Below are 25,302 nucleotides of genomic sequence, written 5' to 3' on the forward strand. Positions count from 1 at the left end.
CCGGAGCCGCCGCGGCGCCGTCCGGCGCGCACCCCGTCACGCCCGAAGGAGTGGGTCCCTTGCCCTCCAGCAGGATCAGCGTCGTCGTTCTCGCGCACGGAGCCGGAGAGTCGCTCGGCGGCACGCTCGCGTCGATCGCTGGCCAGTCGCACGCGGACCTGCGGGTCCTGGTGATGGACGACGGCGCGGGCGCCGCCGCCGGGGCCGTCCTGCCCGACGAGCGGTTCGGCGTCGTGCGGCGGGGCGCGCTCGGCCGGGGCGCGGCGCGCGGCCTCGGCGCCGCGCGGAGCGACGGCGACTTCCTGCTGTTCGTGGACGCCGGCGACGAGCTGCCGGCGGAGGCCCTCGCGTCGCTGGTCGCGTCGCTGGAGTCGTCCGGCTCCGACATCGCGCTCGGCCGCGAGGCCGTCCGGCGCGGGCCGGACCAGGCGCCGTCGTGGCGGCCCGTCGAGCCCTCCCTCGCCCCGGCCACGGGCACGAACGTGCGGCGCACCCCCGAACTCGTCCGCGAGCGCGGGATCCGGGGGAAGCTGTTCCGGCGGTCGTTCTGGACGTCGCACGCGCTGGAGTTCCCCGACCTCGGCCGCTACGAGGACCTGCCGCCGGCGGTGCGGGCGCTGCACCTCGCCCAGGGCGTGGACGTGCTGCCCGGCGTCGTCCTGCGCCGGCGGGGCGAGCGGTTCCCCGCCACGACGGAGGCGCAGGAGATCGCGGACGGGTTCGGCGCCGTCGCCCTCGCCGTCGCCTGGCTCGGCGAGCACGGCCACACCCGGTCCCGGCGGCGGCTCCAGGCGCTCGCGGCGGCCGAGGAGCTGCGGGTGTTCCTGGACGCGCTGCCGGACCTGCCCGGCGACGAGCGCGAGCAGGTCGTCGCGCAGGCCGCCGCGTACGCGTCCGGACTGCCCGCCAGGCTGCTCGCCGGCGTCCCCGCGCTGACCCGGCTGAAGTGGCACCTCGCCTCCGCCGGGCACACGACGGAGCTGGTGAAGGTCGTCCGTTACGAGCGGGGCAAGGCCTCTCCCTCGATCGTCCGTGACCCGCTGCGCCGGTATGTGGTCTACCCGTACTGGAAGGACACCAAGGTCGCCGTCCCGCGCGAGGTCTACCGGGCCCGCGGCGAGCTGCGGATGCGGGGCCGCGTCCACGCGGTCGGCTGGGACGGCGACCGGCTCACCGTCACCGGCGAGGCCTACATCAACTCCGTCAGCATGCGGCGCCGCTGGACGTCGGTGAAGGCGATGACGCTGCGCTCCGGCGGGCGGAAGATCATCGCGCGGGCGCGGCAGGCGCCGGCGCCGGGCAAGCGGTCGGGATGGTCCGGCTTCGAGTTCGCCTTCGACGTGAGCCGCCTCCGCGACCACGGGAGATGGGTCGAGGGCGTCTGGACGGTCGAGGCGTCGGTGCTGAACGCGGGCGTGTTCCGGCGGGGACCGCTGCGCGGCGGCGGTTCCGGCAGCGGCGCCCACCCGCCGTACCGGTACGTCGCCGACGGGGTGCGCGTCGTCCCGCGCGTCGACGACGGCCGCCTCGTCATCGAGGTCGAGCGGGTCCGGTCGGCGGCCGTCGCGCTGTCCTGGGACGGCGGCACGCTCGTCGTCGAGGTGGAGGCGGACGAGGCGCCGGACGGCCTGACGCTGACGCTCGGCGACGACCGCGTCGACGTCCCGCTCACCGCGTCCGGCGGCCGGTACGTCGCCCGCCTCGCCCCGGAGGCGCTCGAAGGATCCCCTCCGCCGCCGGAGGAGATCGACGACACCCGCGACTGGACGGTCCATGTCGCGGGCCGTCCCCTGGTGCTCGCCGAAGGGGTCGAGGACGTCCGCCGGGAGTTCGGGCCCCTGGAGGTCGCCGCGGGCCGCGGGCCCGGCGGGTACCTGCGCGTCCGGCGCACCACCGCGCGGCTCTCCGTCGACGCCTGCGCCTGGGGGCCGGACGGGACCCTCGTCCTGACCGCGGCCCACCCGGCGCACGACGGCGGCCAGATCGTGCTGCGCGGCCGATGGCACCGCAAGGAGTACGCGTTCGACCTCGTCGCCGACCCGGCGTCGGGCCTCCTGCACGGGCAGGTCCCGGTCGCGGCCGTGCCGGGCGTCGCGGGCGTCCTGCCGCTGCGTCCCGGCCGCTGGGACGTGCTCTTCCGGCCCCGGGGCGAGCGGGCGCTGACCGTGCGGCTGTCGCCGCGGGCGCAGCGCGACCTGCCCGGACCGCTGGAGGTGGCGCGGCGCGGCTACGCCCTGGAGGCGCGCGACGGACGGCTCGCCGTCGCGGTGACGGGCGACGTGCCGCCGGAGGAGAAGAGCGCCGGCACCAGGTACCGGGACGAGGCGCGCCGCCGCGTCGACCGCGACGGGCTGCGCGACGCGGTCCTGTTCTCGTGCTTCGGCGGGCGGCAGTACTCCGACAGCCCGAAGGCCGTCCACGAGGAACTGACGCGCCGGGGTTCCGACCTGGAGCAGCTCTGGGTCGTCAACGACGCGCAGGTCGAGTTGCCCGACACGCTGCGGCCCGTCCGGCTGCACGGCAGGGAGTGGCACGAGGCGCTCGCCTCGTCCCGCTACATCGTGACCAACCACCGGCTGGGCGACGCGTTCCGGCGGCACCCGGACCAGACCGTCCTGCAGACCTGGCACGGCACGCCGCTGAAGAAGATCGGCGGGGACATCAAAGAGGTGCACTTCGCCTACGCGCCGGGCATGAAGCAGGCGCTCCAGTCGCGCTCCAAGGACCCCGGGCCCTCCCTGCCCGAGTGGAGCCACCTGCTGTCCCCCAACCCGTTCAGCACGGAGATCTTCCGCCGCGCGTTCGCGTTCAAGGGGGAGATGCTGGAGGTCGGCTACCCCCGCAACGACCTGCTGTACAGCCCGGACGCCGGCGCGGTCGCCGCGCGGGTGCGGGCCCGGCTCGGCATCCCCGAGGGCAGGCGGGTCGTGCTGTACGCGCCGACGTGGCGCGACGACCAGTACTACAGCCGGGGCCGCTACAGGTTCGACATGCGGATCGACCTGGAGCGGGCCCGCGCCGCGCTCGGCGACGACCACGTCCTGCTGGTCCGGCTGCACACCAACGTCGTGGACGGCGTCCGCGAGGACGAGCACGGCTTCGTCCGCGACGTGTCGGCCTATCCCGACATCACGGAGCTGTACCTGATCTCCGACGTGCTGATCAGCGACTACTCGTCGGTGATGTTCGACTATGCCAACACCGGCCGGCCCATGCTGTTCTTCACCTACGACCTGGCCGACTACCGCGACCGTCTGCGCGGCTTCTACTTCGACTTCGAGGCCGAGGCCCCCGGGCCGCTCGTGGAGACCTCCGACGACCTCATCGAGGCGGTCCGGAACGCGGAGTCCGCCATGGACGGCTACCACGACCGCTACAAGGACTTCGCCGCGCGTTTCTGCCCTCTCGACGACGGGCATGCCGCCTCCCGTGCCGTCGACCGCGTCTTCGGCGCGGACGGCGCAGTCCGGTAGGCGTTACCGGGGAAGGCGACCGGCGCCCCGCCGCGACACCGGACGGCGCTAGCCGGACTCGGCCTCGATCTTCGCCCGGGACGCGAGCCCGGCCTCCTCCCTCGGCGCGGGCACGCGCGGCGGGCGGAGCGGCGGGAACAGGGCCAGGCCGAGCGCGACGCACGCGAACGGGACGGCGGGCATGACGTAGCGGTAGTCGAAGTCGGCGGTCGCGGCGGGGATCACCAGCAGCGCCAGGCCCGTCCCCCACGGGAGCAGCGCGCCCGACGTCCAGTGCCGGACGGGCCGGGCGAGGCGCCACCGCCCGTTCGACCGCGCGTGCGGCACGGCCCCGGCGAGCCCGCCGAGCAGCAGGACGCCGAGGATCGTGCCGGGCATGACCACGTGGTCCTGGTAGGCGAGGACCGGCCCCGCCCACGGGCGGACGACCCGGGTCTCTCCGTCCCCGCCGTACCGCTCGGCGAGGCGCGCCTGCCTGTCGCTCCACGCCTCGCCCTCGGGGAACTCGTACTGGAGCCACGTCCACGGCGTGGGGTACGCCTGCCGGTGCCAGGCGAACGCCCGCAGCGTGTCGCGGACGACGACCTCCGCGTAGTCGACGGGCTGCGCCTTGATCGCGGCCCAGGCGAACTCGCCCGCGAGCCGGTTGCCCTCCTCGCCGTAGACCCAGCCCGGGATGCGGCGGAACGGGGAGTCGGGCGTCCACATCACCGAGAACGACCGGGAGATCCGGGGGTCGCTCCGCTTCGGGCACATCACCGCCAGCTCGGGCCGGGGCCTGATCACCCGGCAGTCGGCGAACGCGGCCGTGCGCCCGTACAGGAACACCTGGTCGGCCTTGGCGAGCTTGTACTGGCCGTACTCCGCGTGGAACCAGGCCAGGTAGCCGGCGACGGGCAGGACGAACGCGACCGCCGCCGCCGCGCAGGCCCTCCAGCCCGCCCTCCTGAGCAGCATCGCGAGCAGGATCAGGGCGATCAGCGGCAGCCCCGCCGTCCGGGTCAGCGTCGCGCACGCCGTGAGCACCCCGGCCAGGGCGCCGAGCCACCAGGCCGGGCGGCGCCGCCACAGCACGGCCGCCACCGCCGCGAGCAGCAGGAACGCGAACAGCGAGTCCGACATGAGCATGTGCTCAAGGGCGACCTGGTGCACGGGGACCAGCACCGGGACGGTCAGCAGCGCCGCCGCCGTGCCGGGAAGCCACGCCCGCCACGGCTTCTCGTCCGTGACGGGCAGGGCCGCCCGTCCCGCACGCCAGACCAGGACGTACACGAGGACACCGGTGAGCAACCCGATGGCGTGCTGCACGGAGACCATCAGGCCGAAACTGTGGAAGGGCTTGAGCAGCCACAGCAAGATCGGATATCCACTGGGACGCGTCGGGTCCGGCCGGAACTCGACCGCGGCCTCCAGGTACCCGGGCGAGTCGCCGAACCACAGCGGCGCCGGATAGGCGAGGACGGCGAGGGCCCGGATCCCGGCCGCGACGGCGAGCACTCCGAGGAACGGCAGGTGGGGCAGGAGGGAACGCACGCGCATTCTGCTTGCTCTACCCACGGCTCTGATCGTCATGTGACCGGACGATCACGATCCGGGAGATCACCGGTGACCGGAACCGGACAGCCGATACGATCAGACCGCTCCGCGAACGAAAGGAACCCCATGGCGAACTTCACGCTCGACGACGTTCGGCAACGGACGTACAAGGCGCGTGACGCCTGGTGGACCGTGCTGCTGGTCGACCCGCTCGCCGCCAGGCTCGTCAGGTTCACGGCGAACAGGACGCGCGTGACGCCGAACCAACTCACCGTCGGCGCGCTCGTCCTCGGCCTCGCCGCCGGCGCCTGCTTCGCCGTCGCGACCTGGCCGTGGCTGCTCGTCGGCGCGCTGCTGTACCACCTGTCGTTCACGCTCGACTGCATGGACGGCAAGATCGCCCGGCTGAAGGGCACCGGCTCGGTCTTCGGCGCCTGGCTCGACTACATCTTCGACCGCGTCCGCGTCCTGGCCTGCGCGATCGCCCTGATGGCCGGCCAGTACGCCGCCACCGGCAACGTCGCCTACGTGTGGACCGCGCTCGGCGTCGTCTTCCTCGACATGCTGCGCTACATGGACGCGCTGGAGATCTACAAGGTCCGGTCGCAGATGCGGACCACCCTCAACGCGGCCCGCGAGGAGGCCCAGGCGCTCGAACTCGCGGCCCGGCGCGCCAACGGCGACCTGGCGGACGCCGACGAGGACCTGCGCTCCGCCGAGGCGCTCACCGAGGACCCCGAGGCCGACGCGGAGAACCGCGTCGTCGGCGACGACCCCAACGCCGCGGCCCTCCAGGCGGGCTTCAACCAGCGCTTCCCCTGGTACGCCCGCATCCGCAACGTCCTGATGGCGGGCCGCATCCGCCCCCACCTGATCAGCGGCATCGAGTTCCAGATGGGCGTGTTCATCGTCGCCCCGATCGCCGCCGCGATCGTGCCGGGCGCCATCATCCCCGTGGTGGTCCTCAGCGGCATCGGCCTGCTGGCCTTCGAGCTGATCATCATCTACAAGTTCTGGCTCTCCAGCCGGGACTACAGCCGCAGCCTCACCAAGCTCAACGCCAAGATCGAGACCTACCGCGCCGAGCTTCCCGCCGAGCCCGTCCAGGCCGGCGCCGCCGTCGGCAGTTCCGGCTGACCCGAACCCCCGGAAGGTCCCCACGGCACCGCCGCGGGGACCTTCCTCTTTGAGAGCGGTCTCTCCTGGACGGTGCTCCGGTTCCGCTCCCCCTTCGCCGCCGTCCCCCGGCCCGCCCGGACGGAAGGAGCGGCCTAGCCGGTGAGGAGGTCCGTCCACTGGCGGCAGACCTCGTCCAGGCCGTAGGCGGCCTTCACCTGGGCGCGGGCCTGCTCGGCGTCGTCCTGCCAGCGGCCCTGGGAGACCGCGGCGGCGATGGACGCGGCCATGGCGGAGGTGTCGTCGTGGATCCAGCGGCGCTCGTAGATGGTGTCGGCACCGGGCCAGGGCAGCAGGGCCGGGACCGCGCCCGAGGCCATGCCCTCGGCGGGCGCGAGGTGGAAGCTCTCGTCGTCGCTGGTGGACAGGACCCAGCCGATGCGGCGCAGCCATGAGGCCACGTCGCGGCCGTAGGAGTCGAACACGACCCCGCCGGAGAGGAGGCGGGAGCGGCGGATGCGGCGGAAGACCTCCTCGTAGTGGGCCCGCTCCTCGTCCTTCTGCCAGATCCACCAGTACTCCCAGGGGAGCTTGGACTTGACGAAGAGGGTGAAGCGGGGGTCGTCGCGGCGGAGCTCCTCCACCACGTCGAGGGCCAGGTCCAGCCGCTTGCGGGACGGGGCGATGCCGATCATCCCGAGGTGGTGCTCGGCGCCGGGGAGCTTCGCGCGGTCGAGCTGCGCGTCGTCCACCCAGTTCGGGACCGTGACGACCTTCTCGGCGGGCCAGCCGGTGATCTCGCGGGTCAGCGCGTTGTAGTGGGGGCTGACGCAGATGACCTGGTCGACGGCGCCGATGTCGAGTTGCTTCGGCCACGCCGCGTACAGCTCGAAGCGGTGCAGGCGCACGACGAGGCGCTGGTCCGGGCGCTTGCGCTGGGCGAACCAGAGGGCGTTCGGGCCGCACCACTCGCAGACGATGACGTCCGCCCAGTCGACCAGGGCCTGGCTGCGCTCCTCGTCGTGGGCCTTCAGCGCGGCCCAGTGGTCGACCCGGACCTCCAGGTCGGCACGGGAGCGCAGGTAGTCCAGCAGGCGGGAGAAGAACTTCAGGTCGTGGCCCGCCACCCCCACGCGCAGGCGGCGCCCCTTCACGGCGAGGACCTTCTCGGACGGCTCCGGGAACGCCTGCGCCAGGTAGCCGCGCAGGCGGGCGGCGGCCGCGTCGAGGCCGAACTCGGCGGCCGCCGCGCGGCAGCGGTCGGCCGCGAGCGTGAAGACCTCCGGGTTCTTGCCGATGAGCGCCAGGGCGTCGAGCACGTCGTCCTCGGTGGCGGCGAACAGGGGGTAGTCCGTCCCGAGGAGCCGCTCGTGCATCGGGGTGCGGTTGAGGACGACCGGGACGCCGAGCGTCCCGCACTCCAGCACCTTCGTGGACAGTTCGAGGCTGGCGTCCATGGAGGCGTCGCGCCACGACAGGCCCACGTCGCCGGCGGCGGTCAGGCGCATCGCCTCCGCCCGCGGGTGGCCGCCGTGCCAGACGACGCCCTCGCCCGTCTCCAGCGCGGTCCTCATCCGGGACGCGAAGCCGGGGTCGGACGGATCGTCGTGGATCTTGTCCCCGACCATGTGCAGCTCGGCGTCCACGCCGCGCACGGCCAGCAGGCGCGGCAGCGACGTCATCTCGTAGGTGTTCCAGCGCGGCGCGAACTTGCCGGTGTAGACGAGGCGGAGCGGGCCGTCGGAAGGGCCGGGGCGGCGCGTCTCCAGCCCGTCCGGGAGCACGACCACCGGCGGGAACAGCACGCTCTTCCCGGCCGTCGCCGGGACGGCGCTCTCCAGGAACCCGCGCAGTTCCTCGGTCTGGCAGAGCAGGACGCGGGAGGCGTCGGCGATCCGGCGCAGATCGCCCTTGGCGGAGGCGGTGAACTCCGCGGCCGACTGCGGGACGTCGGTCAGGTACGTCCAGAGCCGCCCGGCCATCGGCCCGGCGGCGAGCTTGCCCGCGAGGAGGCGGCCGCGCACCACGACGAGGTCGTACGGGTCCTCCTCGTCGACGCGGGCGAGCACCTCCGCGGCCTGCCGCGCGACCATGCCGGCGGGGCCCTCGAACAGCCCCTCGGCGTGCGGGCTGCGGACGGTGACGCCGGGCAGCGCGCGCAGCGGGTCGACGAGCCGGCCGGTCCGGACCGGGGCCTTGAGGACCAGGGTCACCTCGCAGCCGGCGCGGACCAGGGCCTGCACCATGCCCTGGGCCCAGATGGCCGACCCGTCGATGATGTTGAGGTCGACGTCGCCGTAGACGAGGGCGCGTGGTCGCACGGTGGTTCCTTTCAACGGGCCGGACTCCTCGTGGCGGCACTGCTCGCGGCGGCGGGGTCGTTCGCGCGGTCCGGGGACGGGGCCGAGTCGAGGAGGCGGACGAGCCCGGCGGGCGTGGTGGCGGTCGCGTCCCAGCGCAGGGGCGCCAGGGTGGCGGGCGGCGCCTCGCCCCACAGGATGAGCGGGAGCGTGCGGGCGGCGGCGATCCGGCGGATCTCGTGCAGCGCCAGATCGCGGTCGTACATGCCGGGGACGCCCAGGTAGGCCCACGGCCCGCCGGGCTCGCCGGCCGCCGCGTCCACCACGAGCGCGTCCACGTCGGCGGCTTCGAGGGCGATCGCGGCGTCGTGCGGGTAGAGGGCGACGACCTTGGCGTGCCCGGCGAGGGCGGCGGCCGTGCCGGGCGCGAGCACCCCCGCGACGATCGGGACGTCGGAGGGTCCCGCGACGAGCAGGCGGTCCTCCGGCCGTTCCACGCGGTCCGGCTGGACGCCGCCGGCGGCGGCGGCCCGCGCCGCCGCCGAGACCGGGGCGCTGCGCTTGCGCCAGAGCCGGTACAGCTCCCTCGGCAGCCGCTTGCCGCGTTTGGGGTCGCGTGCCGCGCCGGCGACCAGCCGCCCGAACTGGACGGCCGTCGAGGCCTCCAGGGCCGCGAGCCGCCGCTCCAGCTCGTCGAGGCGCGCCTCGCGCTCGCGCAGCGTGGACTTCAGCCGACCGAGTTGCTGGTAGGCCTTGGCGTTCTTGTCCTCGTCACTCACCCAGGAACTCCATGATCACTTCGGCGATGCGGGGGCCGGCGTGGCCGTCCCACAGCGGCGGCCTGCGCCCGCCCGGCCCGCCCCCGGGCGCCGCTCCCCCTTCCAGGCACTTGCGGACCCCCGGCACCAGCTCCTCGAACGTGACGAGCCGGTTCGTGCCGTGGGTGATCGTGATCGGCCGTTCGGTGTTGGGGCGGACGGTCAGGCACGGCACCCCGAGGATCGTCGTCTCCTCCTGGAGGCCCCCCGAGTCCGTGACGACCGCCGCCGCTCCCCGCACGGCCGCGATGAAGTCGATGTACCCGAGCGGCTCCAGGATGTGCACGCGGTCGTGCTCGTCCAGCCCGGCCGCCAGCAGGTTCGCCCGCCCGCGCGGGTGAACGGGGATGACCAGGTCGGCGAGGTCGGCGACGCCGTGCAGGCGCCGGACGAGGGCCGCGGCGGTCTCCGGCGCGTCGACGTTCGCGGGCCGGTGCATGGTCGCGAGGACGTAGCGTTCCGGCAGCCCGTGCGCCGCCCGCACGGCGGCCGTGTCGAACTGGTCCAGGTTGGCCAGCAGCGTGTCGATCATCGGGTTGCCGACCAGGTGCGCCCGCTCCACCGCGACGCCCTCCGCCGCCAGGTGGCCGATCCCCTCCGGGCTCGTGACCAGGCACAGCGCGGAGAGCTGGTCGGTGATCCTGCGGTTGACCTCCTCCGGCATCGTCATGTCGAAGCTGCGCAGCCCGGCCTCCACATGGGCGACCGGGATGTGCAGCTTGGCCGCGACGAGGGCGGCGGCGATCGTCGAGTTCACGTCGCCGTACACGATGACGAGCGCGGGTGAACGACCCGTGAACTCCTTCTCCAGCCCGATCATGAGCGCGGCGGTCTGCTCGGCGTGCCCGCCCGACCCGACGCCGAGGTTGACGTCGGGCTCGGGAAGCCCGAGCTGGTCGAAGAAGACCTCCGACATCCGCGCGTCGTAGTGCTGGCCGGTGTGGATCACCGCCTGCTCGGCGCCCGCCGCGGCGAGCGCCGATATCACCGGCGCCGCCTTGACGAAGTTGGGCCTCGCTCCGAGGACGTGCACGATGGGTGCCAACACAATTTCCCTTCTGTTCATCGGGGTTGCCTACCGTCCGGCCTGTGGCCGACGAACCCGTGAAGAAAACCGTCTACCTGGCAGGACTCGCCTGGCGGCAGCTCCGCGACGACCCCGGGCGGGCGTCGCGGCTCGCCGTGCGGCTGGCCGCCCGGACCCCGCTCGGCGCCCGGCTGCGGCGCTCCCGCCTCGTCGTGCCGAGGCCCCGGGACGCCGGACGCGAGACGCGGGACCTGCGGCTGCTGCTCGACGAGCCCGCGCCGCCGCGTACGCGCCGGGCCGTCCAGGGCACGACCGTCCTGCAGTTCGTGACCAACGCTCTGCCGCGCACGAACGCGGGTTACACCGTCCGGACGCACCGGATCGCCCTCGCCCAGCGCGAGATGGGGCTGGACCCCCACGTCGTGACCCGGCTCGGCTACCCGCTCAGCCAGGGCGTCGCCGACGCGCGGGCGCGCGTGGACGTGGACGGCGTCCCCTACCACCGGCTGCTGCCCTGGTTCCCGCAGACGGATCCGCGCGACACCGTGGCGAAGAGCGCCGACCTCGCCGGACGGCTGGTCGAGGAGCTGCGGCCGTCCGTCCTGCACGCGGTCAGCAACCACCTGAACGCGGCCGTCGCGCTGGAGCTCGGACGCCGCCACGGCGTGCCGGTCGTCTACGAGGTGCGCGGCTTCCTGGAGGACTCGTGGCTGTCCCGCGATCCCGCGCACCGCGAGGACGACGAGTTCTACCGGCTGACCCGCGAGCTGGAGACCCGCCGGATGGCCGAGGCGGACGCGGTCGTGACGCTCGGCGAGGCGATGCGCGCGGAGATCGCCTCCCGCGGCGTCCCCGAGGAGAAGATCTTCACGGTGCCGAACGGGGTGGACGAGGCGTTCCTCGCGCCGCTCCCGGACGGCTCCGGCCTGCGCGAGCGGCTCGGCATCGACCGCGGCGCCACCGTCGCCGGCCTCACGTCCTCGTTCTACGGCTACGAGGGCATCGACACGCTCATCGACGCCGCCGCCCTGCTGCGCGACCGCGGCGCGCCGGTCACCCTCCTGCTCGTCGGGGACGGCCCCGAGCGCGGCGCGCTCGAACGGCGCGCGGCCGAACGCGGCGTCCACGCCGTGTTCACCGGCCGGGTGCCGATGGAGTCCGTTCGCCAGTACCACGCCGTCCTCGATGTCTTCGCGGTTCCGCGCCGGGCGGACCGGGTGTGCCAGTTGGTGACGCCTCTGAAACCGATCGAGGCCATGGCGGGGGGAATCCCCGTTATAGCCAGTGATGTCAAGGCTCTTCGCGAAATCGTGGAACCGGGCGTGACGGGGGCGTTAACAGTTCCGGAAGACCCGGAAGCCTGGGCGAATTGCCTGGAAGATCTGGCTTACAGTCCCGAAAGGAGACAGAAAATCGGGCGGTCGGCCCGCGAATGGGTCGCGGCGGAACGGACCTGGCGCGCCGTGACGGCCGGATACCGGGCCGCCTACCGCTTCCCGACACGCCAGAGCACATAGATCGAAGGGGGCCTGCCGCGTGGATGTCGTGGTCATCGGACTCGGCTACGTGGGGCTGCCGCTCGCGCGGGAGGCCTGCCGGGCCGGCCTGCGGGCCGGCGGGCTCGACCGGGACGCGCGCGTGGTCGCCGGCCTCAAGGCCGGGATGTCGCACGTCGACGACGTGTCGCCGGACGAGGTCGAGCACATGCTGCGGGCGGGGTTCGCCCCGAGCCTGCACGAGGACGTCCTGGACGGCGCCCGCACCGTGGTCATCTGCGTCCCGACGCCGCTCTCCCCGGAGGGCGGCCCGGACCTGACCGCGGTGCGCGGCGCCGCCGAGACCGTCGCCCGCCACCTGGAGCCGGGAACGCTGGTGGTGCTGGAGTCCACCACCTACCCGGGCACGACCGAGGAGGTCGTGCGGCCGATCCTGGAGACGTCCGGCCTGGTCGCCGGGGAGGAGTTCCACCTGGCGTTCTCGCCGGAGCGGATCGACCCCGGCAACCCGGTCTACGGCGTCCGCAACACCCCGAAGATCGTCGGTGGGCTGACCCCGGCCTGCGCGTCGGCGGCCTCGTCCTTCTACGGCAAGTTCGTCGACCGGGTCGTGGAGGCCAAGGGGACGCGCGAGGCCGAGATGGCCAAGCTGCTGGAGAACACCTACCGGCACGTGAACATCGCGCTGGTCAACGAGATGGCGGTGTTCTGCAACGAGCTCGGCATCGACCTGTGGGACGCCATCGACTGCGCGGCCACCAAGCCGTTCGGATTCCAGGCGTTCCGGCCGGGGCCGGGCGTCGGCGGGCACTGCATCCCGATCGACCCGAACTACCTGTCCTACAAGGTCCGCTCGCTGGGCTACCCGTTCCGGTTCGTGGAGCTGGCCCAGGAGATCAACGACCGGATGCCCCGGTACGTGGCGGAACGGGCGCAGCAGCTGCTCAACCGGGAGGGACGCGCGCTCAAGGGCGCGAGGGTCCTGCTGCTCGGCGTCACCTACAAGGCCGACATCGCCGACCAGCGCGAGTCGCCGGCCCGCCCGGTGGCGCGGCGGCTGGCCCGCCTCGGCGCCGACCTGTCGTTCCACGACCCGTTCGTCACCCTGTGGGAGGTGGACGGCGAGCCGGTGCCGTCCGCCGGAGACGACCTGGCCGCCGCCCTGGAGGCGTCCGACCTGGCGATCGTGCTGGCCGACCACGCGGCCTACGACGCGGAGACGCTGGCGCGGCACGCCCGGCTGCTGTTCGACACCCGCGGCCGGACGCGCAACGTCCAGCAGGACACCGTCGAGCTCCTTTGACGGGCGGGCTCAATTTGGTGGCCGCTTCCTTTGGCAGGGCTTTCACAACCGGCGGGGACCGCTTGACCAACGGCCTTCTCTTTCCCTCAGGGAAGAGTCGCCCGGCAGCGTCCACGCCCCGGACAGCGGGAATTCATCGGCAATTTCCATCGGCACCCGAGACTCGCCGGTGATGGACGAATCGGACGTTGCGGAGTGAGTGTGATGCGGGTCTGCGTATGCACGGTCGTGCACCACCCCGAAGACGCGCGCATTCTGCACCGGCAGATACGCGCCCTGCTCGACGCCGGCCACGAGGTCACCTACATCGCCCCTTTCCGGGCGTGCAACGCGACCCCGTGGCGCCAGATCAGCCCGGTGGACGTCCCGCGGGCCACGGGACGCCGCCGGATCCGGGCCCTGCGCGCCGCGCACCGCGCGCTCGCCGAGCACGCCCCGTACGCCGACGTGGTCCTCCTGCACGATCCCGAGCTCCTGGTGTCGCTCCCGCGCGAGCTGCGGGACCGGACGGTCGTCTGGGACGTCCACGAGGACACCGCCGCCGCCCTGTCCGCCAAGGGCTGGGTGCCCGGGCCGGCCCGTCCCCTCCTGCGCCCGGCCGTGCGCCGGCTGGAGCGGCGCAGCGAGCGGCGGCACCGGCTGCTGCTCGCCGAGGAGGGCTACCGGTCCCGGTTCCGCGAGGACCACCCGGTCGTGCCCAACACCACCTACGTGTCCGACCTGCCGCCCGGACCGCCCGACGGCCGCCGCGCCGTCTACGTCGGGCAGCTCTCGCGGGCCCGCGGCGCCCTCGACATGATCGAGATGGCCCGGACGCTGGCCGCCGAGGGCGTGCTGGTGGAGCTGATCGGCGCGGCCGACGCCGACGTCCGGGAAGCCCTGCGCGCGGCGCAGCGCGAGGGGATCGTCCGCTGGTACGGGTTCGTCCCGAACGACCGGGCGCTGCGCATCGCCGAGGGCGCGATGGCCGGGCTGGCGCTGCTGCACGACGAGCCGAACTACCGGCACTCGATGCCGACGAAGGTCGTCGAGTACATGGCCCGCGGCATCCCCGTGATCAGCACGCCGAACCCGCCGGCCGTGGACATCGTGGAGCCCGCCGAGTGCGGGCTGGTCGTCCCGTTCGGCGCCCCGGAGGCCGCCGCCAAGGCCGTCCTGCGGCTGCGGGACGACCCCGCCCTGCGCGCCGAGTTCGGCAGGCGCGGCTACGAGGCCGCCCGGGAGCGGTTCCACTGGCCCGTCCACGCCGAACGCTTCGTCGCGCAGTTGGAGGCGTGGGCGGGCCGCTCCCCCATGTCCGTCCCGGAACCCGAGGCCGAACCCGTCCCCGAGTTCTGAGCCGCCCGGCGGGGGCGGGCGGGTCAGGAGCGGGCCTCAGACAGGTGGCGCAGGCGGTAGGAGACGGACCGGGCGAGGCGGGCGGCGGCGCCCGGCGGGCGGTTAGCCTCGACCATCACCACGCACCGGCCGACCCGCAGCGCGATCATCCCGGCGGTCGGGCCGATCTCGTAGGCCTCGTCGCCCCCGATGTCGCGCCGCCGCCGGGCCTGCGCCTGCGCGGCCTGCAGCGTCTCCAGCATCCGCGACGCCGCCGCGTCGGTGTCGGCCACCCAGCGGACGCTCACCGTGAGGCCCGTGACGGCGGCCTCCGGACCGTCGTCCCGCTCCGGGCCGCCCTCCCGCGGCCCGGCCGAGGGATCGGGCGTGGCCGAGCCCGTCGCGCTCGGCTGGGGCGACGGCCGCACACGGGCGCCGGACCCGGCCGGGTCGCGCCTGCCGCCGCGCGGCGTGTACGTGCAGGACACCGGGTGCGGGAGGCGCACCGGCCCGGCGGACGCGCGGCGCGGTTCGGTGACGTAGCCGGTCATGCGCGCCGCCGCCAGATCGGGCTTCCTGAGCAGGGAGCACGCGTCCGGCCAGTCCTTCTCCGGCACGCCGCCGAGTTCCGGCGGCCCGGTGCCGGCGAGCCCGCCGCGCAGGGCGACGAGGCGCGCCGCGCCGTCCGGGCGCGGCGCCGCCTCCGGGAGCGCCGCGTACAGCAGCCCGCCCGCGGCCGCCAGCCAGGGCCGGACGCCCGGCAGGTCCGGGTCCATCGAGAACGGCGCGGGCGCCGTCGTGGTGCTGCCGTCGCCGGGCTCGACGATGTCGACGCCCGCGGGCAGCAGCCGCTCCGACAGCCGGGGGCGCAGCGCGAACACCTGCCCGCCGGCCTGCGCGAGCGCGGTGTACGCGGGAACGTCCCGGCTCCACCCGACCTGCCCGGACCGCACGTCCACGGCCTCCATGCGGGCCTCGCCGGCACCCGTCCCGCCGGCGCCCCCCGGCGCGGCGCCGTCGGGGCCGGGCTCATCGGTTCCGGTCCCGCCCGGGTGGTAGACGACCACGAGCCGGCCCCGCACCAGCACGCCCGGGCACATCAGGTCGCCGCAGACCCCGTCGCCCTTCCAGACCGCGAACTGGCGTCCGCCGTCGTCGAACGCGCGCAGGGCCGTCCCGTCCGAGACGAGCGTCACCCCCTCCAGCATCGACACCTCGGGCGACTCCCGGGAGCCGAGGCGCCGGTCCCAGCGCACGAGGCCCTTCGTCGGGTCGACGGCCAGCAGCCGGCTCCGGTGCCCCTCGCCGCCGCCGGAGCCCGCGCAGCGCAGGCCCACCGCGGCGAGTTCCTCCCGGCCGTCGGACGGGTGCGCCCCGCCCTCGAACAGCCGGCAGCCGCGCGGCAGCGCCAGCCGCCACACCCGGTTCCCCGTCACGGCCGACACCCCGAACAGCGTCCGGCGCCCCTCGTCGGCGGTGAGCAGCACGTCGGACCCGGCGGGCCAGCGCAGCGTCGTCCGGGAGACGGCGGCGGGGCGCTCGTCGGCGCGCCGCCACAGCAGCCCGCCCGACAGGGCGTCGAACGCGACGAGGGCCCGGTCGCCGCGGTCGCCGTCGCGCTCGAAGTAGGCGACGACGCGCGACCCCGTGGACGTCCAGCCGAGCAGGGACCACCCGGCGCGCCGGTAGCTCCACCGGGCCCGGCCGGTGCGCGCGTCCCGCGCCTCGATCCCGTGCCCGGACGCCGCCACGACCTGCCCCTGCGCGACCTGGTAGGCGATGCCGTCGTAGCCCGCGACCGAGCCGCGGTGCGTCCGCGTCGCGTGCTCCCAGCTCACCGCCAGCGGGCCCGGCGGCGGGCCCACCCCGGTCTGCGGCGCCACGGGCTCCCCGGTCACGGTGTGGCGGACCTGCCACCACTCGGCGCGCAGCACGTAGGTGTCGACGAGGACGACGCAGAGCGCGACGGCGACCGCCCCGGACAGCAGGCCGAGAGTGACGCGGACCCTGCCCACGGACTCCGGTCGGCCCTCAGGCCGCTGCCGGCTCCCGACCACGACCGCGCCGCCTCCCTCCACGTACGGTAATCACCGAGCACTGCTCAAAAGGACGACACCCACCATGCCCTGTGCGGGGCTCCCGCGCGACACGGCCTGGAAGAACGGAGCGAACCCGTGGAGGTCTTCACCCGCTGGCACTCCTGGGAGACGGCCCGCGCGGACATCACCGCGTCCGGCGCGCCCGTCGACCTGGACGGCCTGGAACGGGCCTTCGCCGCGGCCCTGCGCTGGCACGGCGACCAGCGGCGGCCGACCGGCGCCCCCTACGCCGAGCACCTGCTGGAAGCCCTCGAAGTGCTGGTGCGCGGGGCGGGGGTGACGGCGCCCGCCGTCCTGTCCGCCGCGGTCCTGCACGACGTCGTCGAGGACACGCCCGCCTCGCTCGCCGACGTCGAGGCCGAGTTCGGCCCCGAGGTGACCGAGCTGGTCGACTGGGTCACCAAGCCGCCCGCCGTGGGCCCCGGGCGCCAGGCCAAGCGCGCCGCCAAGGCCGCCTACCTGCGGCGCCTCGGCGAGGCGCCCCGCGAGGCGGTCCTGGTCAAGCTCGCCGACCGCGCCAGCAACGTGCAGACCCTCGACCGGATGGCGCCGGACTTCCAGCGCCGCTACTACGCCGAGACCCTCACCTACGTCGTCCCGCTGGCCGAGCCCGAGCCGTGGTTCAGGGCCTGGTACGCGGACTGGCGGCGGCATTTCGCCCACCTCCAGTGACCCGTCGGTCATCAAGTGGGAGGATGCGGAGCCATGGAGCGCGAGTGGGTCGTCGAGGAGAGCGTGGTCGTCGCCGCGCCGGCGCGGGACGTCTACGCGGCCGTCGCGGATCCGCGGCGGATGGGCGAGTGGAGCCCGGAGGTGTTCGCGACGTGGGTGCGCGGGCGCGCCGTCAGGCCGGGGACGAGGTTCGTCGGCTTCAACCGCATCGGCTGGCGCGTGTGGTTCACCACGTGCCAGGTGAGCGCGGCGGTGCCCGGTGAGGTGTTCGCCTTCCGGGTGACGAGCTTCGGGGTGCCGGTGGCGCTGTGGGGATACCGGTTCGAGGACGTCTCCCCGGACCCGTCCGAGCCCCGCACCCGCCTCACCGAGTACTGGGAGGACCAGCGCCGCGACCACCGGGGCGCCGGGTTCGTGTCACTGCTCGGCAAGGTCTTCACCGGCGTCCCCGCCGAGAGGCGCGCCGAGGTGAACCGCGGGGGGATGCGCGCCACCCTCGACCGGATCCGGACGGCCGTCGAGAAGGGCTGACCGCGCCCTCCCCGGCTCCGGTGCTTGGCAGCAAAACGAGAACCTGTTCTACTGAGCGGTGTGACAACGACCGCGCACGCGCACGCGATCCAGGGGGAGCGCGTCACGCTCCCGGTGCGGATCCGCGACGCCGCCGTCGGCTCGGCGATGTTCGCCGTGCCCGCCGGCCCCGCCCAGGACGTCATCGCCTACTCCGGGCTCGCCGTCGCGGAGCCGCTGCCCGGCAAGGCCGTCTGCTCGCTGGCGTTCGTCCGGTACGCCGACGGCGACCTCGGCCCGTACCACGAGTTCGCCGTCGCGTTCCTGGTGCGCCCGCCCGGCGCGGCGCCGTCGCCGGGCGTGCTCGGGCGGATGCGCGGGATCGGGGCGTTCATCCACTGGCTCCCGGTCAACCAGGAGTTCACCCTGGAGGCCGGCCGGACGATCTGGGGCTTCCCCAAGGAGCTCGCCGACATCCCCATGGACCTCTCCGGGCGCGTGAAGCGCTGCGCGGTGCGGTTCGGCGGGCGGACGGCGATCGAGGTGGCGATCCGCCCGGGCGTGCCGACGCCGGCCGGCTCGGCGGCCCCGAGCGTCGACGCCTACTCCTGCCTGGACGGCGTGACGCGCCGCACGCCGTGGACGCTCTCGCCGTCCGGCGTCCGGACCCGTCCGGGCGGGGCGAAGGTCGTCCTCGGCGACCATCCCGTCGCCGACGAGCTGCGCGGCCTCGGGCTCGACCGGGCGCGGGCCCTCACCACGAGCACGGTCGGGCATCTGCAGATGGTCTTCCAGGGGGCCGAGGAGGTGCGCACGTGAAGCGGACGGCTCTGGTGACCGGCGCCGCGCACGGGCTCGGCGCCATGGCGGCGCGCCGGCTGGCCGCGGCGGCGTGGGACGTCGTCGCGGTGGACGTGGACGAGCTCGGCCTCGCCAAGACGGCGCAGCGCTCCCCCAACACACACATGCGCGTGTGCGACGTCACCGGCCCCGACGCCGTGGCGCAGGTGCTGGCGATGGCGGGCCCGGTGCACCGCGTCGTCCACGCCGCGTCGGCCGCGCCGCCTGGGCCGGTCCTTGAGCAGCGTCTCGACGAGGTGGAGGACGTCCTGCGGACGAACGTCCTCGGCACGCTCAGCGTCGTCCAGGCCACGCTGCCGGGAATGCTGGAGCGGCGGGCCGGGGAGCTGTTCCTGTGCCCGGACGCCTCGGGCCCGCCCGCGAGCCCGTCCGCCGCCGCCGCGGCCGCCTACGCCGACGCGCTGTGGGCCGAGCACGGCGGACGCGGCGTGACGCTGCGGTGCGTCCACGCCGAGGCCGGGACGCCGCACGGGCTCGTCCTCGACGCGATGGACCGCTCGCTCGCGCGCCCCGCCCCGGACGTCCACGTACGGGTCCGGTCGGCGCGCCGGCCCCTCCTGGCGGCGCTCGCCCGACGCTGAACGTCACCCGGACCGCATAAGCTGTCTCTTTCGCCTTCGGGGCGCCGGGGGACGTCCCCGGCATGACACACGCGCGAGGAGCAGCCTGCATGTCGTCCCAGGTCAACGGGCGGCCGACCGATCCCGGCGGCACGGTTAAGGACCGGGAGATCGCCGCCGAACAGCGCTACGTCGACACCGCCTACGTGCGGCTGGAGGAGATGCGCGCGGACGCCCAGGCCATGATCCGCGAGGGTTACCGCCAGTCGCTCGCCGGCACCAAGAGCTCGCTCGTGGACCGGGACGCGATGGTCCACCAGGCGGCCCTGCGCGTCCAGGCCCTCGACGTGGCCGACGACGGGCTGGTGTTCGGCCGGCTCGACCTGGCCTCACGCGAGGTCCGCTACATCGGCCGCGTCGGCGTCCGCACCAGCGAGCACGACTCCCTCGTCATCGATTGGCGGGCGCCCGCCGCCGAGGACTTCTACCGCGCCACCCCCGAGGACCCGCGCGGCGTCGTGCGCCGCCGCGTGCTGCACTCGCGCGGCCACACCGTCGTCGACCTGGAGGACGACCTGCTCGACCCCGAGGCGTCCGACGGGATGACGGTCATCGGCGACGGCGCCTTCCTCGCCTCGCTCGCCCGCACGCGCGAGGGCGCGATGCGCGACATCGTCGCGACGATCCAGCGGGAGCAGGACGAGGTGATCCGGGCGCCCGCCGACGGCACGGTCCTCGTGCGCGGCGCCCCCGGCACCGGCAAGACGGCCGTGGCGCTGCACCGCGTCGCCTACCTGCTGTTCAGGCACCGCCGCCGGTTCGGGTCCCGCGGCGTCCTCGTCGTCGGCCCGAACCGCCGGTTCACCGCCTACATCGAGCGGGTGCTGCCCTCGCTCGGCGAGGGCTCGGCGACCCTCCGCTCGCTCGGCGACCTCGTCGACGGCGCCACCGCCACCGTCCACGACGCGCCGCGGCTCGCCCGCGTCAAGGGCGCGGAGACGATGGTGACGGTGCTGCGCCGCGCCGTCGCCGACCACGCCCCCGGCGCCCCGGACGAGCTGCGCGTGGTGTTCAAGGGCGTCGTCGTCGCCCTCGACCGCGCCCGCCTCGACCGCATCAGGAACGAGGTCCACCGGCGCAGCCGCGGCAGCGTGAACGCGGCGCGCGGCCGGGCCGCGGAGATGCTCCTGGACGCCCTCTGGCACCGCTTCGGCGAGGTCGGGGGCCCCGAGGCCGCCGAGGCCGAGGAGGGCGCCGAGGCGGGCCTGTGGAACGCGATCCTCGCCGCCGACGGGCTGGCCTCCCTCGACGAGGAGCCCGCCCGCGGGAACGGGGGCGGGGGCGGCGACCCGAAGCGCGCCCAGTTCGACGCGCGGGTCCGCGAGCAGCGCGCGTTCACCGACTTCCTCGTCGCCTGGTGGCCGATCCGCCGCCCGCTGGACGTGCTGCGCTCGCTCGGCGACCCGGCCCGGCTGCGCCGCGCCGCCGGGCGCGACCTCGACCGCGCCGACGTCGAGCCGCTCGCCGCGTCCTGGGCCGGCGACGGCGCGCCGCTCAGCTACCAGGACGTCGCCCTGCTGGACGAGATCGACGCGCTGCTCGGCTCACCGCCCCGCCCCTCCCGCCGCCGCAGGGCCCCCTCCGAGGACGACCCGTTCGTCGTGGACGGCGTCAACATCCTCACCGGCGAGGAGGTCGTCGACGAGACGTGGGAGCCGGAGATGCAGGAGCTCACCACGTCCATCGAGCGGCTGGAGCGCTCACGGAGGGTGGACGACGGGGTGGTCGAGGAGCGCCCCGAGTACGCGCACCTCGTGGTGGACGAGGCGCAGGACCTGTCCCCCATGCAGTGGCGCATGCTCGGCCGCCGCGGCCGCCAGGCGAGCTGGACGATCGTCGAGGACCCCGCCCAGAGCGCCTGGGAGGACCTGCCCGCCGCCCGGCGGGCGATGGAGGCCGCGCTCGGCGGCGAGCGCCCCCCGTCCCGGGGCCGCCGCCGGGGCCGCAAGGCGCCCCCGCCCCGCGCCCGGCACGAGTACGAGCTGACCACCAACTACCGCAACTCCACCGAGATCGCCGCGGTCTCCGCGCGGGTGCTCGCCCGCGCGCTGCCGGAGGCGAAGCCGGCCCGAGCCGTCCGCACGTCCGGGATCGAGCCGGTCGTCCGGGTCGTCCCCGAAAGCGGTCTCGGCTCCGCGGCCCGCGCCGCCGTCGAGGAGCTGATCGGCCAGGTCGAGGGCACCATCGGCCTGATCGTCCCGCTCTCCCTGGAGGAGTCCGGCGGCCAGGCCTCGCTGTTCGGCGGCCCCGCCGCCGCCTGGGACGCCGCCGAACGCGACCGGCTCGGCGCGGGCCTGCCCGAGCGCGTCCAGGTCCTCGACGTCCTGGAGGCCAAGGGCCTGGAGTTCGACGCCGCCGTGATCGTGGCTCCCGAGACCGTCGCCGCCCAGTCCCCGCGCGGGCTGCGCGTGCTGTACGTGGCGGTGTCGCGGGCCACGCAGCGGCTGACCGTCCTCACCGCCGACCCGGAGTGGAGGGACGCGCTGACCGCCGGCTGACGGGGTCCTCCGCCGATCCGCCCGGCGTTAGGCTGACGCTGCCCCATCCGCACGGGTGAACGGAGACCGATGAGCGGCCGCAATCCCGCACCCAGGCGCAGCTACGCGGGCCGGTCGGCCGAGGAGCGCCGCGCGGAGCGGCGCGAGCGCCTGCTGGCCGCCGGCCTCGAACTGTTCGGGACGCGCGGGTACGCGGCGACGTCCATCGAGCGGCTGTGCGCGACCGCGAGCGTGTCGACCCGCAACTTCTACGAGGAGTTCTCCGGACGCGAGGAACTGCTCACCACGCTGCACCGCGGCATCAACGAACGCGCCGCCGAGGCCGTCTCCGCCGCGTACGCGAGCGCGGCGGACGCCGGCTTCCCGGCCCGCGTCGAGGGCGCCGTCCGCGCGTTCGTCACCGTCACCGCGAGCGACCCGCGCTGGGCCCGCATCGCGTTCGTCGAGGTGATCGGCGTCAGCGCGGGCCTGGAGCGGCACCGCTTCCGCTGGCGCGGCGAGTGGGAGGACGCCATGCTCGCGCTGGTCCGCGAGGCGGCCGCGCGCGGCGAGGCCGCCGACCGCGACCACCGGCTCACGATGATCGCCGTCATCGGCGCCGTGAACAACCTCGTCCACCACTGGTCGGCCCGCGACCAGAACGTTCCCCTGGACGACATCACCACCGAACTGACCCGCCTCATCGTCGCCGCGGTGACGACCCCCTGACCCGCCGAGCCGGGCGACCGCAGCGCTCGGGTTCCAGGGGTCGCGCCCCCTGGGCTAGATGATCGGGGGGCGGCCGGTGCGGGTCATGCGCCAGGCGGTGCGGTAGGAGATGGGGCGGCGGGGGCCGGCGGACTTGCGCCAGCCCTCCAGGAAGCCCTTGAACCACGGCTTGAGGGCGCTCGGCCTGCGCTCGCGCAGGACGGTCATGCCGACCCACACGGCGAGGTAGGTGAGCGCCAGCGGCCACGGCAGGTTGCGGCGCGCGAGCCACACGCGGTTGCGGGCGTTGTAGCGGTAGAACATGGCGTGCCGCGTCGGCAGGACGGCGGGATGGAACATCACCGCCGCGGCGTCGTAGACGATGCGGTAGCCGGCGTTGAGGATCTGCCAGGCGAGGTCGGTCTCCTCGTGGGCGTAGAAGAAGTCCTCGGGGAGGCCGCCGCCGGCGTCGAACGCGGCGCGGCGGATCGCGCAGGCGCCGCCGAGGAACGTGGTGACGGCGGACGAGCGCTCCGGGTCGCCCGCGCGCAGCCGGGGGACGTGGCGGCGCTCGCCGCGCCCGCCCTCGGGGTCGCGGACGCGGAACGACACGACGCCGAGGTCGGGTTCGGCGGAGAACCGGTCGCGCAGGTGGGCGCCGAGGCGGGGCGAGCGGTACCAGCCGTCGTCGTCCAGGAACAGGATGACGTCGCCGCAGGACGCCTCCACGCCGCGGTTGCGGCCGCCCGGGATGCCGAGGTTCTTCGGCAGGCTGAGGGTCTTGACGCGCTCGTCGTCGAACGGCGGCGCGCCCGCCGCCTCGCCGACCGGGTCGGCGCCGTTGCCGACGAGGACGACCTCGACGTCCACATGCTCCTGCACCAGGGCGCTGCGGACGGCGCGGGCGAGCTCCTCCGGCCGGTTGCCCATGGTGAGGACGACGACGGACAGTTTCACTTCAGCCTCCGGGAGGCCAGGATGCTGACGAGGTGCAGCAGGGTCTGCAGGACGGCGACCGCGGCGACCGCGACCATCAGGACGCGGACCGCGACGGGGTCGTCCGCGCCGGTGAGCGTGTCGATCACGGCGGCGGCGAGGATGAGCAGCGACAGCTCGACCGCGCCGATGATGCGGTGGAAGCGCAGCATGGACGCCGCCTGCCGGGCCAGCGCGATGCCGGTGGAGCGGGGCCGCAGCGCGCGGTCGCCGCCGGTCGGGTCGGCGGGCAGCCCGGACTTGGCGCGGGCGACGACGACGTTGTCGGTCTCCGCCTTGATCAGCGCGGCGCCGAGCGCGGCGAGCAGGCCGAGCTCGACCCAGCCGCCGTTCTCCCAGCCGCCCTGCGCCATGAAGCCGAGCCCGGCGAGCAGCGACACCTCCGACAGGTAGTGGCCGATCCGGTCGAGGAACACCCCGGCGACCGACGTCTGCCGCAGGTAGCGGGCGACCTCGCCGTCGACGCAGTCGAGCAGCAGGTAGACCTGGATGAGGAACGCGCCGGCGAGGGCCGTCCACAGCGGCTCGGCGGGCAGCGACACCGCGACGCCGGCGAGGACGCCGCTGAGCATCATCAGGTAGGTCAGCTGGTTGGGGCTGAACCCGAGGCGCAGCGAGATCCACGCGAAGTACGGGGACAGGTCGCGCATGTAGAGGCGGCCGGCCCAGTGCTCCTCGTTGCGCCGGTCCTTCAGGCCGGGCGGCTGGCCGTACCGGCGGATGTCGGCGACCTTCGCGCCCTTGCGGTGCGGCCGGTGGTCGTCGCCGGACGGCTCCGCGGCGCCGTGCGGCTCCGCGTGACCGGGTGGTTCGGGGGAGCCGGGGGGCTGCGGGGATGGGTTCTGCCCGGACAGCTCAGCCTCCATGGGCCTGGACATACTCGTGCACCGCCTTGCGGGTCTCGCCCTCGTCGAGGCTGAGGTGTTCCAAGATCGTATAGCGGCCGGGGCGGGTCTGCGGGGCGTACCGCACCGCCTCCGCGAACTGCTCGGCGGACAGCCCGATGTCGGCCGGGAACCGGGGCAGTCCGTGGCGCCCGAGGCAGGCGAGGATCTCCTCGAGCCGCTCCTGTCCCGCGCCGAGCCGGGTGGCGCGCAGGTGGTAGCAGAACGCGGCGCCGATCCCGGCCAGCTCGCCGTGGTTGGCGGTGTCCGGGAAGAGGTGGTCGATGGCGTGCAGGATCTCGTGGTCGCCGCCGGACGCCGGGCGGGAGTCCCCGGCGAACGCCATCGCCATCCCCGACAGCACGAGCCCTTCGGCGAGGACCGTCAGGAACCGGTCCGAGTCGATCGAGCCGGGCTGGTGCAGCAGGGCCTCGGCGGCGGTGCGCGCCACGGTGAGCGCCATCCGGTCGATCCGCTCGCCGCACTCGTCGGCCGCGAGGAGCCAGTCGTCCACGGCGGAGAAGTTGCTCACCACGTCGCCGATCCCGGCGCGGACGAGCCGGTCGGGCGCGGCGCGCACGTAGTCGAGGTCGACGATCATCGCCAGCGGCATCACGACGCCGAACGAGCCCTTGCCCTTGTCGTGGACGAGGGAGGCGACCGGCGAGCAGATCCCGTCGTGCGACAGGTTCGTGGCGACCGACACCATCGGGATGCCCGACAGCGTCGCCGCGTACTTGGTGGCGTCGATCGTGCGGCCGCCGCCGATGCCGACGACAGCCTCGTAGGACCCGGCGCGCAGCCGGGAGCCCAGGCTGACCGCCGCGTCCACGGTGCCGCCCTCGACGTGGAACACCTCGCAGGCGGCCAGGGACGGCCGGACGTGCTCGGCGATCTGGTCGCCCTGCCCGGGGCCGACCGCGATCGCGACGCGCCCCTCGGTGGCGATCCGCCTGTCGGCGAGCAGCTCTCCGAGGGTCGCCACGGCACCGCGCCGAACGTCGATGGAGAGCGGCGCGTTCAGCATCCGCGTCAGCAGGGGCATGGGCCTCCTCGCGTCGTGCCGTGCGTGCGGTCAGTTCGTGCCGT

General features: G+C 74.6%; 19 protein-coding genes. 11 read left to right on the forward strand and 8 right to left on the reverse strand.

All coding sequences use genetic code 11. The features are described from left to right. Positions 1-59: 59 nt before the first annotated feature. Positions 60-3,473 (forward strand): bifunctional glycosyltransferase/CDP-glycerol:glycerophosphate glycerophosphotransferase, encoded by a 3,414-nt coding sequence (locus BKA00_RS22795; RefSeq protein WP_185028097.1) that lies wholly within the window; start codon positions 60-62, stop codon positions 3,471-3,473. A gap of 48 nt (positions 3,474-3,521) precedes the next feature. On the opposite strand, the gene BKA00_RS22800 is transcribed toward BKA00_RS22795, so the two are convergent. After that, a complete protein-coding gene (locus tag BKA00_RS22800; RefSeq protein WP_185028099.1) occupies positions 3,522-5,012 on the reverse strand; it encodes a hypothetical protein in 1,491 nt (496 codons plus the stop codon). A 123-nt stretch (positions 5,013-5,135) separates the two neighbouring features. Between BKA00_RS22800 and BKA00_RS22805 the strand changes: the two genes are divergently transcribed. Then, positions 5,136-6,146 carry a CDP-alcohol phosphatidyltransferase family protein gene (locus BKA00_RS22805; protein WP_185028101.1) on the forward strand — a complete coding sequence of 337 codons (1,011 nt, stop codon included), beginning with the start codon at positions 5,136-5,138 and terminating at the stop codon, positions 6,144-6,146. Positions 6,147-6,280: 134 nt separating this feature from the next. Here the strand turns inward: BKA00_RS22805 and BKA00_RS22810 are convergent, their stop codons facing one another. The 3 genes from BKA00_RS22810 to wecB all read right to left on the reverse strand — a co-directional run bounded on the left by BKA00_RS22810 (position 6,281) and on the right by wecB (position 10,309). Then, a complete protein-coding gene (locus tag BKA00_RS22810; protein ID WP_230298688.1) occupies positions 6,281-8,371 on the reverse strand; it encodes a glycosyltransferase family protein in 2,091 nt (696 codons plus the stop codon). A gap of 86 nt (positions 8,372-8,457) precedes the next feature. Then, positions 8,458-9,204: a hypothetical protein gene (locus BKA00_RS22815; protein WP_185028105.1), complete on the reverse strand. Its 747-nt coding sequence runs from the start codon at positions 9,202-9,204 to the stop codon at positions 8,458-8,460. Next, positions 9,197-10,309 (reverse strand): non-hydrolyzing UDP-N-acetylglucosamine 2-epimerase, encoded by a 1,113-nt coding sequence (gene wecB, locus BKA00_RS22820; RefSeq protein ID WP_185028107.1) that lies wholly within the window; start codon positions 10,307-10,309, stop codon positions 9,197-9,199. Before wecB ends, BKA00_RS22815 begins: the two co-directional genes overlap by 8 nt. Before the next feature lie 23 nt (positions 10,310-10,332). On the opposite strand from wecB, the gene BKA00_RS22825 reads away from it, so the two are divergent. The 3 genes from BKA00_RS22825 to BKA00_RS22835 all read left to right on the forward strand — a co-directional run bounded on the left by BKA00_RS22825 (position 10,333) and on the right by BKA00_RS22835 (position 14,407). Then, a complete protein-coding gene (locus BKA00_RS22825; protein ID WP_230298681.1) occupies positions 10,333-11,787 on the forward strand; it encodes a glycosyltransferase family 4 protein in 1,455 nt (484 codons plus the stop codon). Between the two features lie 19 nt (positions 11,788-11,806). Then, positions 11,807-13,069 (forward strand): nucleotide sugar dehydrogenase, encoded by a 1,263-nt coding sequence (locus BKA00_RS22830; protein ID WP_185028111.1) that lies wholly within the window; start codon positions 11,807-11,809, stop codon positions 13,067-13,069. A 204-nt stretch (positions 13,070-13,273) separates the two neighbouring features. Beyond that, positions 13,274-14,407 (forward strand): glycosyltransferase family 4 protein, encoded by a 1,134-nt coding sequence (locus BKA00_RS22835; RefSeq protein ID WP_185028113.1) that lies wholly within the window; start codon positions 13,274-13,276, stop codon positions 14,405-14,407. Between the two features lie 23 nt (positions 14,408-14,430). Here the strand turns inward: BKA00_RS22835 and BKA00_RS22840 are convergent, their stop codons facing one another. Then, positions 14,431-16,401, reverse strand: coding sequence for an outer membrane protein assembly factor BamB family protein (locus tag BKA00_RS22840; protein WP_185028115.1), 1,971 nt, complete (start codon positions 16,399-16,401; stop codon positions 14,431-14,433). Positions 16,402-16,560: 159 nt separating this feature from the next. Here BKA00_RS22840 and BKA00_RS22845 point away from each other — a divergent pair, with 159 nt between their 5' ends. The 6 genes from BKA00_RS22845 (at position 16,561) to BKA00_RS22870 (ending at position 22,354) form a co-directional block, all read left to right on the forward strand. Further along, positions 16,561-17,157: an HD domain-containing protein gene (locus BKA00_RS22845; RefSeq protein WP_185028117.1), complete on the forward strand. Its 597-nt coding sequence runs from the start codon at positions 16,561-16,563 to the stop codon at positions 17,155-17,157. Positions 17,158-17,190: 33 nt separating this feature from the next. Continuing rightward, positions 17,191-17,688, forward strand: a complete 498-nt coding sequence (locus BKA00_RS22850) for an SRPBCC family protein (protein ID WP_185028119.1) — start codon at positions 17,191-17,193, stop codon at positions 17,686-17,688. A gap of 60 nt (positions 17,689-17,748) precedes the next feature. Next, the gene (locus BKA00_RS22855; protein ID WP_230298682.1) at positions 17,749-18,486 is read left to right on the forward strand and encodes an acetoacetate decarboxylase family protein; all 738 of its coding nucleotides are present in this window, start codon (positions 17,749-17,751) and stop codon (positions 18,484-18,486) included. Further along, positions 18,483-19,109, forward strand: coding sequence for an SDR family NAD(P)-dependent oxidoreductase (locus BKA00_RS22860; protein ID WP_185028121.1), 627 nt, complete (start codon positions 18,483-18,485; stop codon positions 19,107-19,109). Before BKA00_RS22855 ends, BKA00_RS22860 begins: the two co-directional genes overlap by 4 nt. An 89-nt stretch (positions 19,110-19,198) precedes the next feature. Next, entirely contained in the window at positions 19,199-21,646 is a 2,448-nt protein-coding gene (locus BKA00_RS22865; RefSeq protein WP_185028123.1) for a HelD family protein, read from the forward strand. Positions 21,647-21,715: 69 nt separating this feature from the next. Then, positions 21,716-22,354 (forward strand): TetR/AcrR family transcriptional regulator, encoded by a 639-nt coding sequence (locus BKA00_RS22870; RefSeq protein ID WP_185028125.1) that lies wholly within the window; start codon positions 21,716-21,718, stop codon positions 22,352-22,354. A gap of 54 nt (positions 22,355-22,408) precedes the next feature. On the opposite strand, the gene BKA00_RS22875 is transcribed toward BKA00_RS22870, so the two are convergent. From BKA00_RS22875 to BKA00_RS22885, 3 genes are read right to left on the reverse strand one after another with little or no spacing between them, the layout of a single operon-like run. Further along, positions 22,409-23,290, reverse strand: a complete 882-nt coding sequence (locus BKA00_RS22875; RefSeq protein ID WP_185028127.1) for a glycosyltransferase family 2 protein — start codon at positions 23,288-23,290, stop codon at positions 22,409-22,411. Next, positions 23,287-24,195 (reverse strand): CDP-alcohol phosphatidyltransferase family protein, encoded by a 909-nt coding sequence (locus BKA00_RS22880; protein ID WP_185028129.1) that lies wholly within the window; start codon positions 24,193-24,195, stop codon positions 23,287-23,289. Before BKA00_RS22880 ends, BKA00_RS22875 begins: the two co-directional genes overlap by 4 nt. Then, positions 24,185-25,258, reverse strand: coding sequence for an iron-containing alcohol dehydrogenase family protein (locus BKA00_RS22885; RefSeq protein WP_185028131.1), 1,074 nt, complete (start codon positions 25,256-25,258; stop codon positions 24,185-24,187). The genes BKA00_RS22880 and BKA00_RS22885 overlap by 11 nt, the downstream gene beginning before the upstream one ends. Between the last annotated feature and the right edge of the window lie 44 nt (positions 25,259-25,302).

This window comes from Actinomadura coerulea, from assembly GCF_014208105.1.
GTDB classification, from domain to species: Bacteria; Actinomycetota; Actinomycetes; order Streptosporangiales; family Streptosporangiaceae; genus Spirillospora; species Spirillospora coerulea.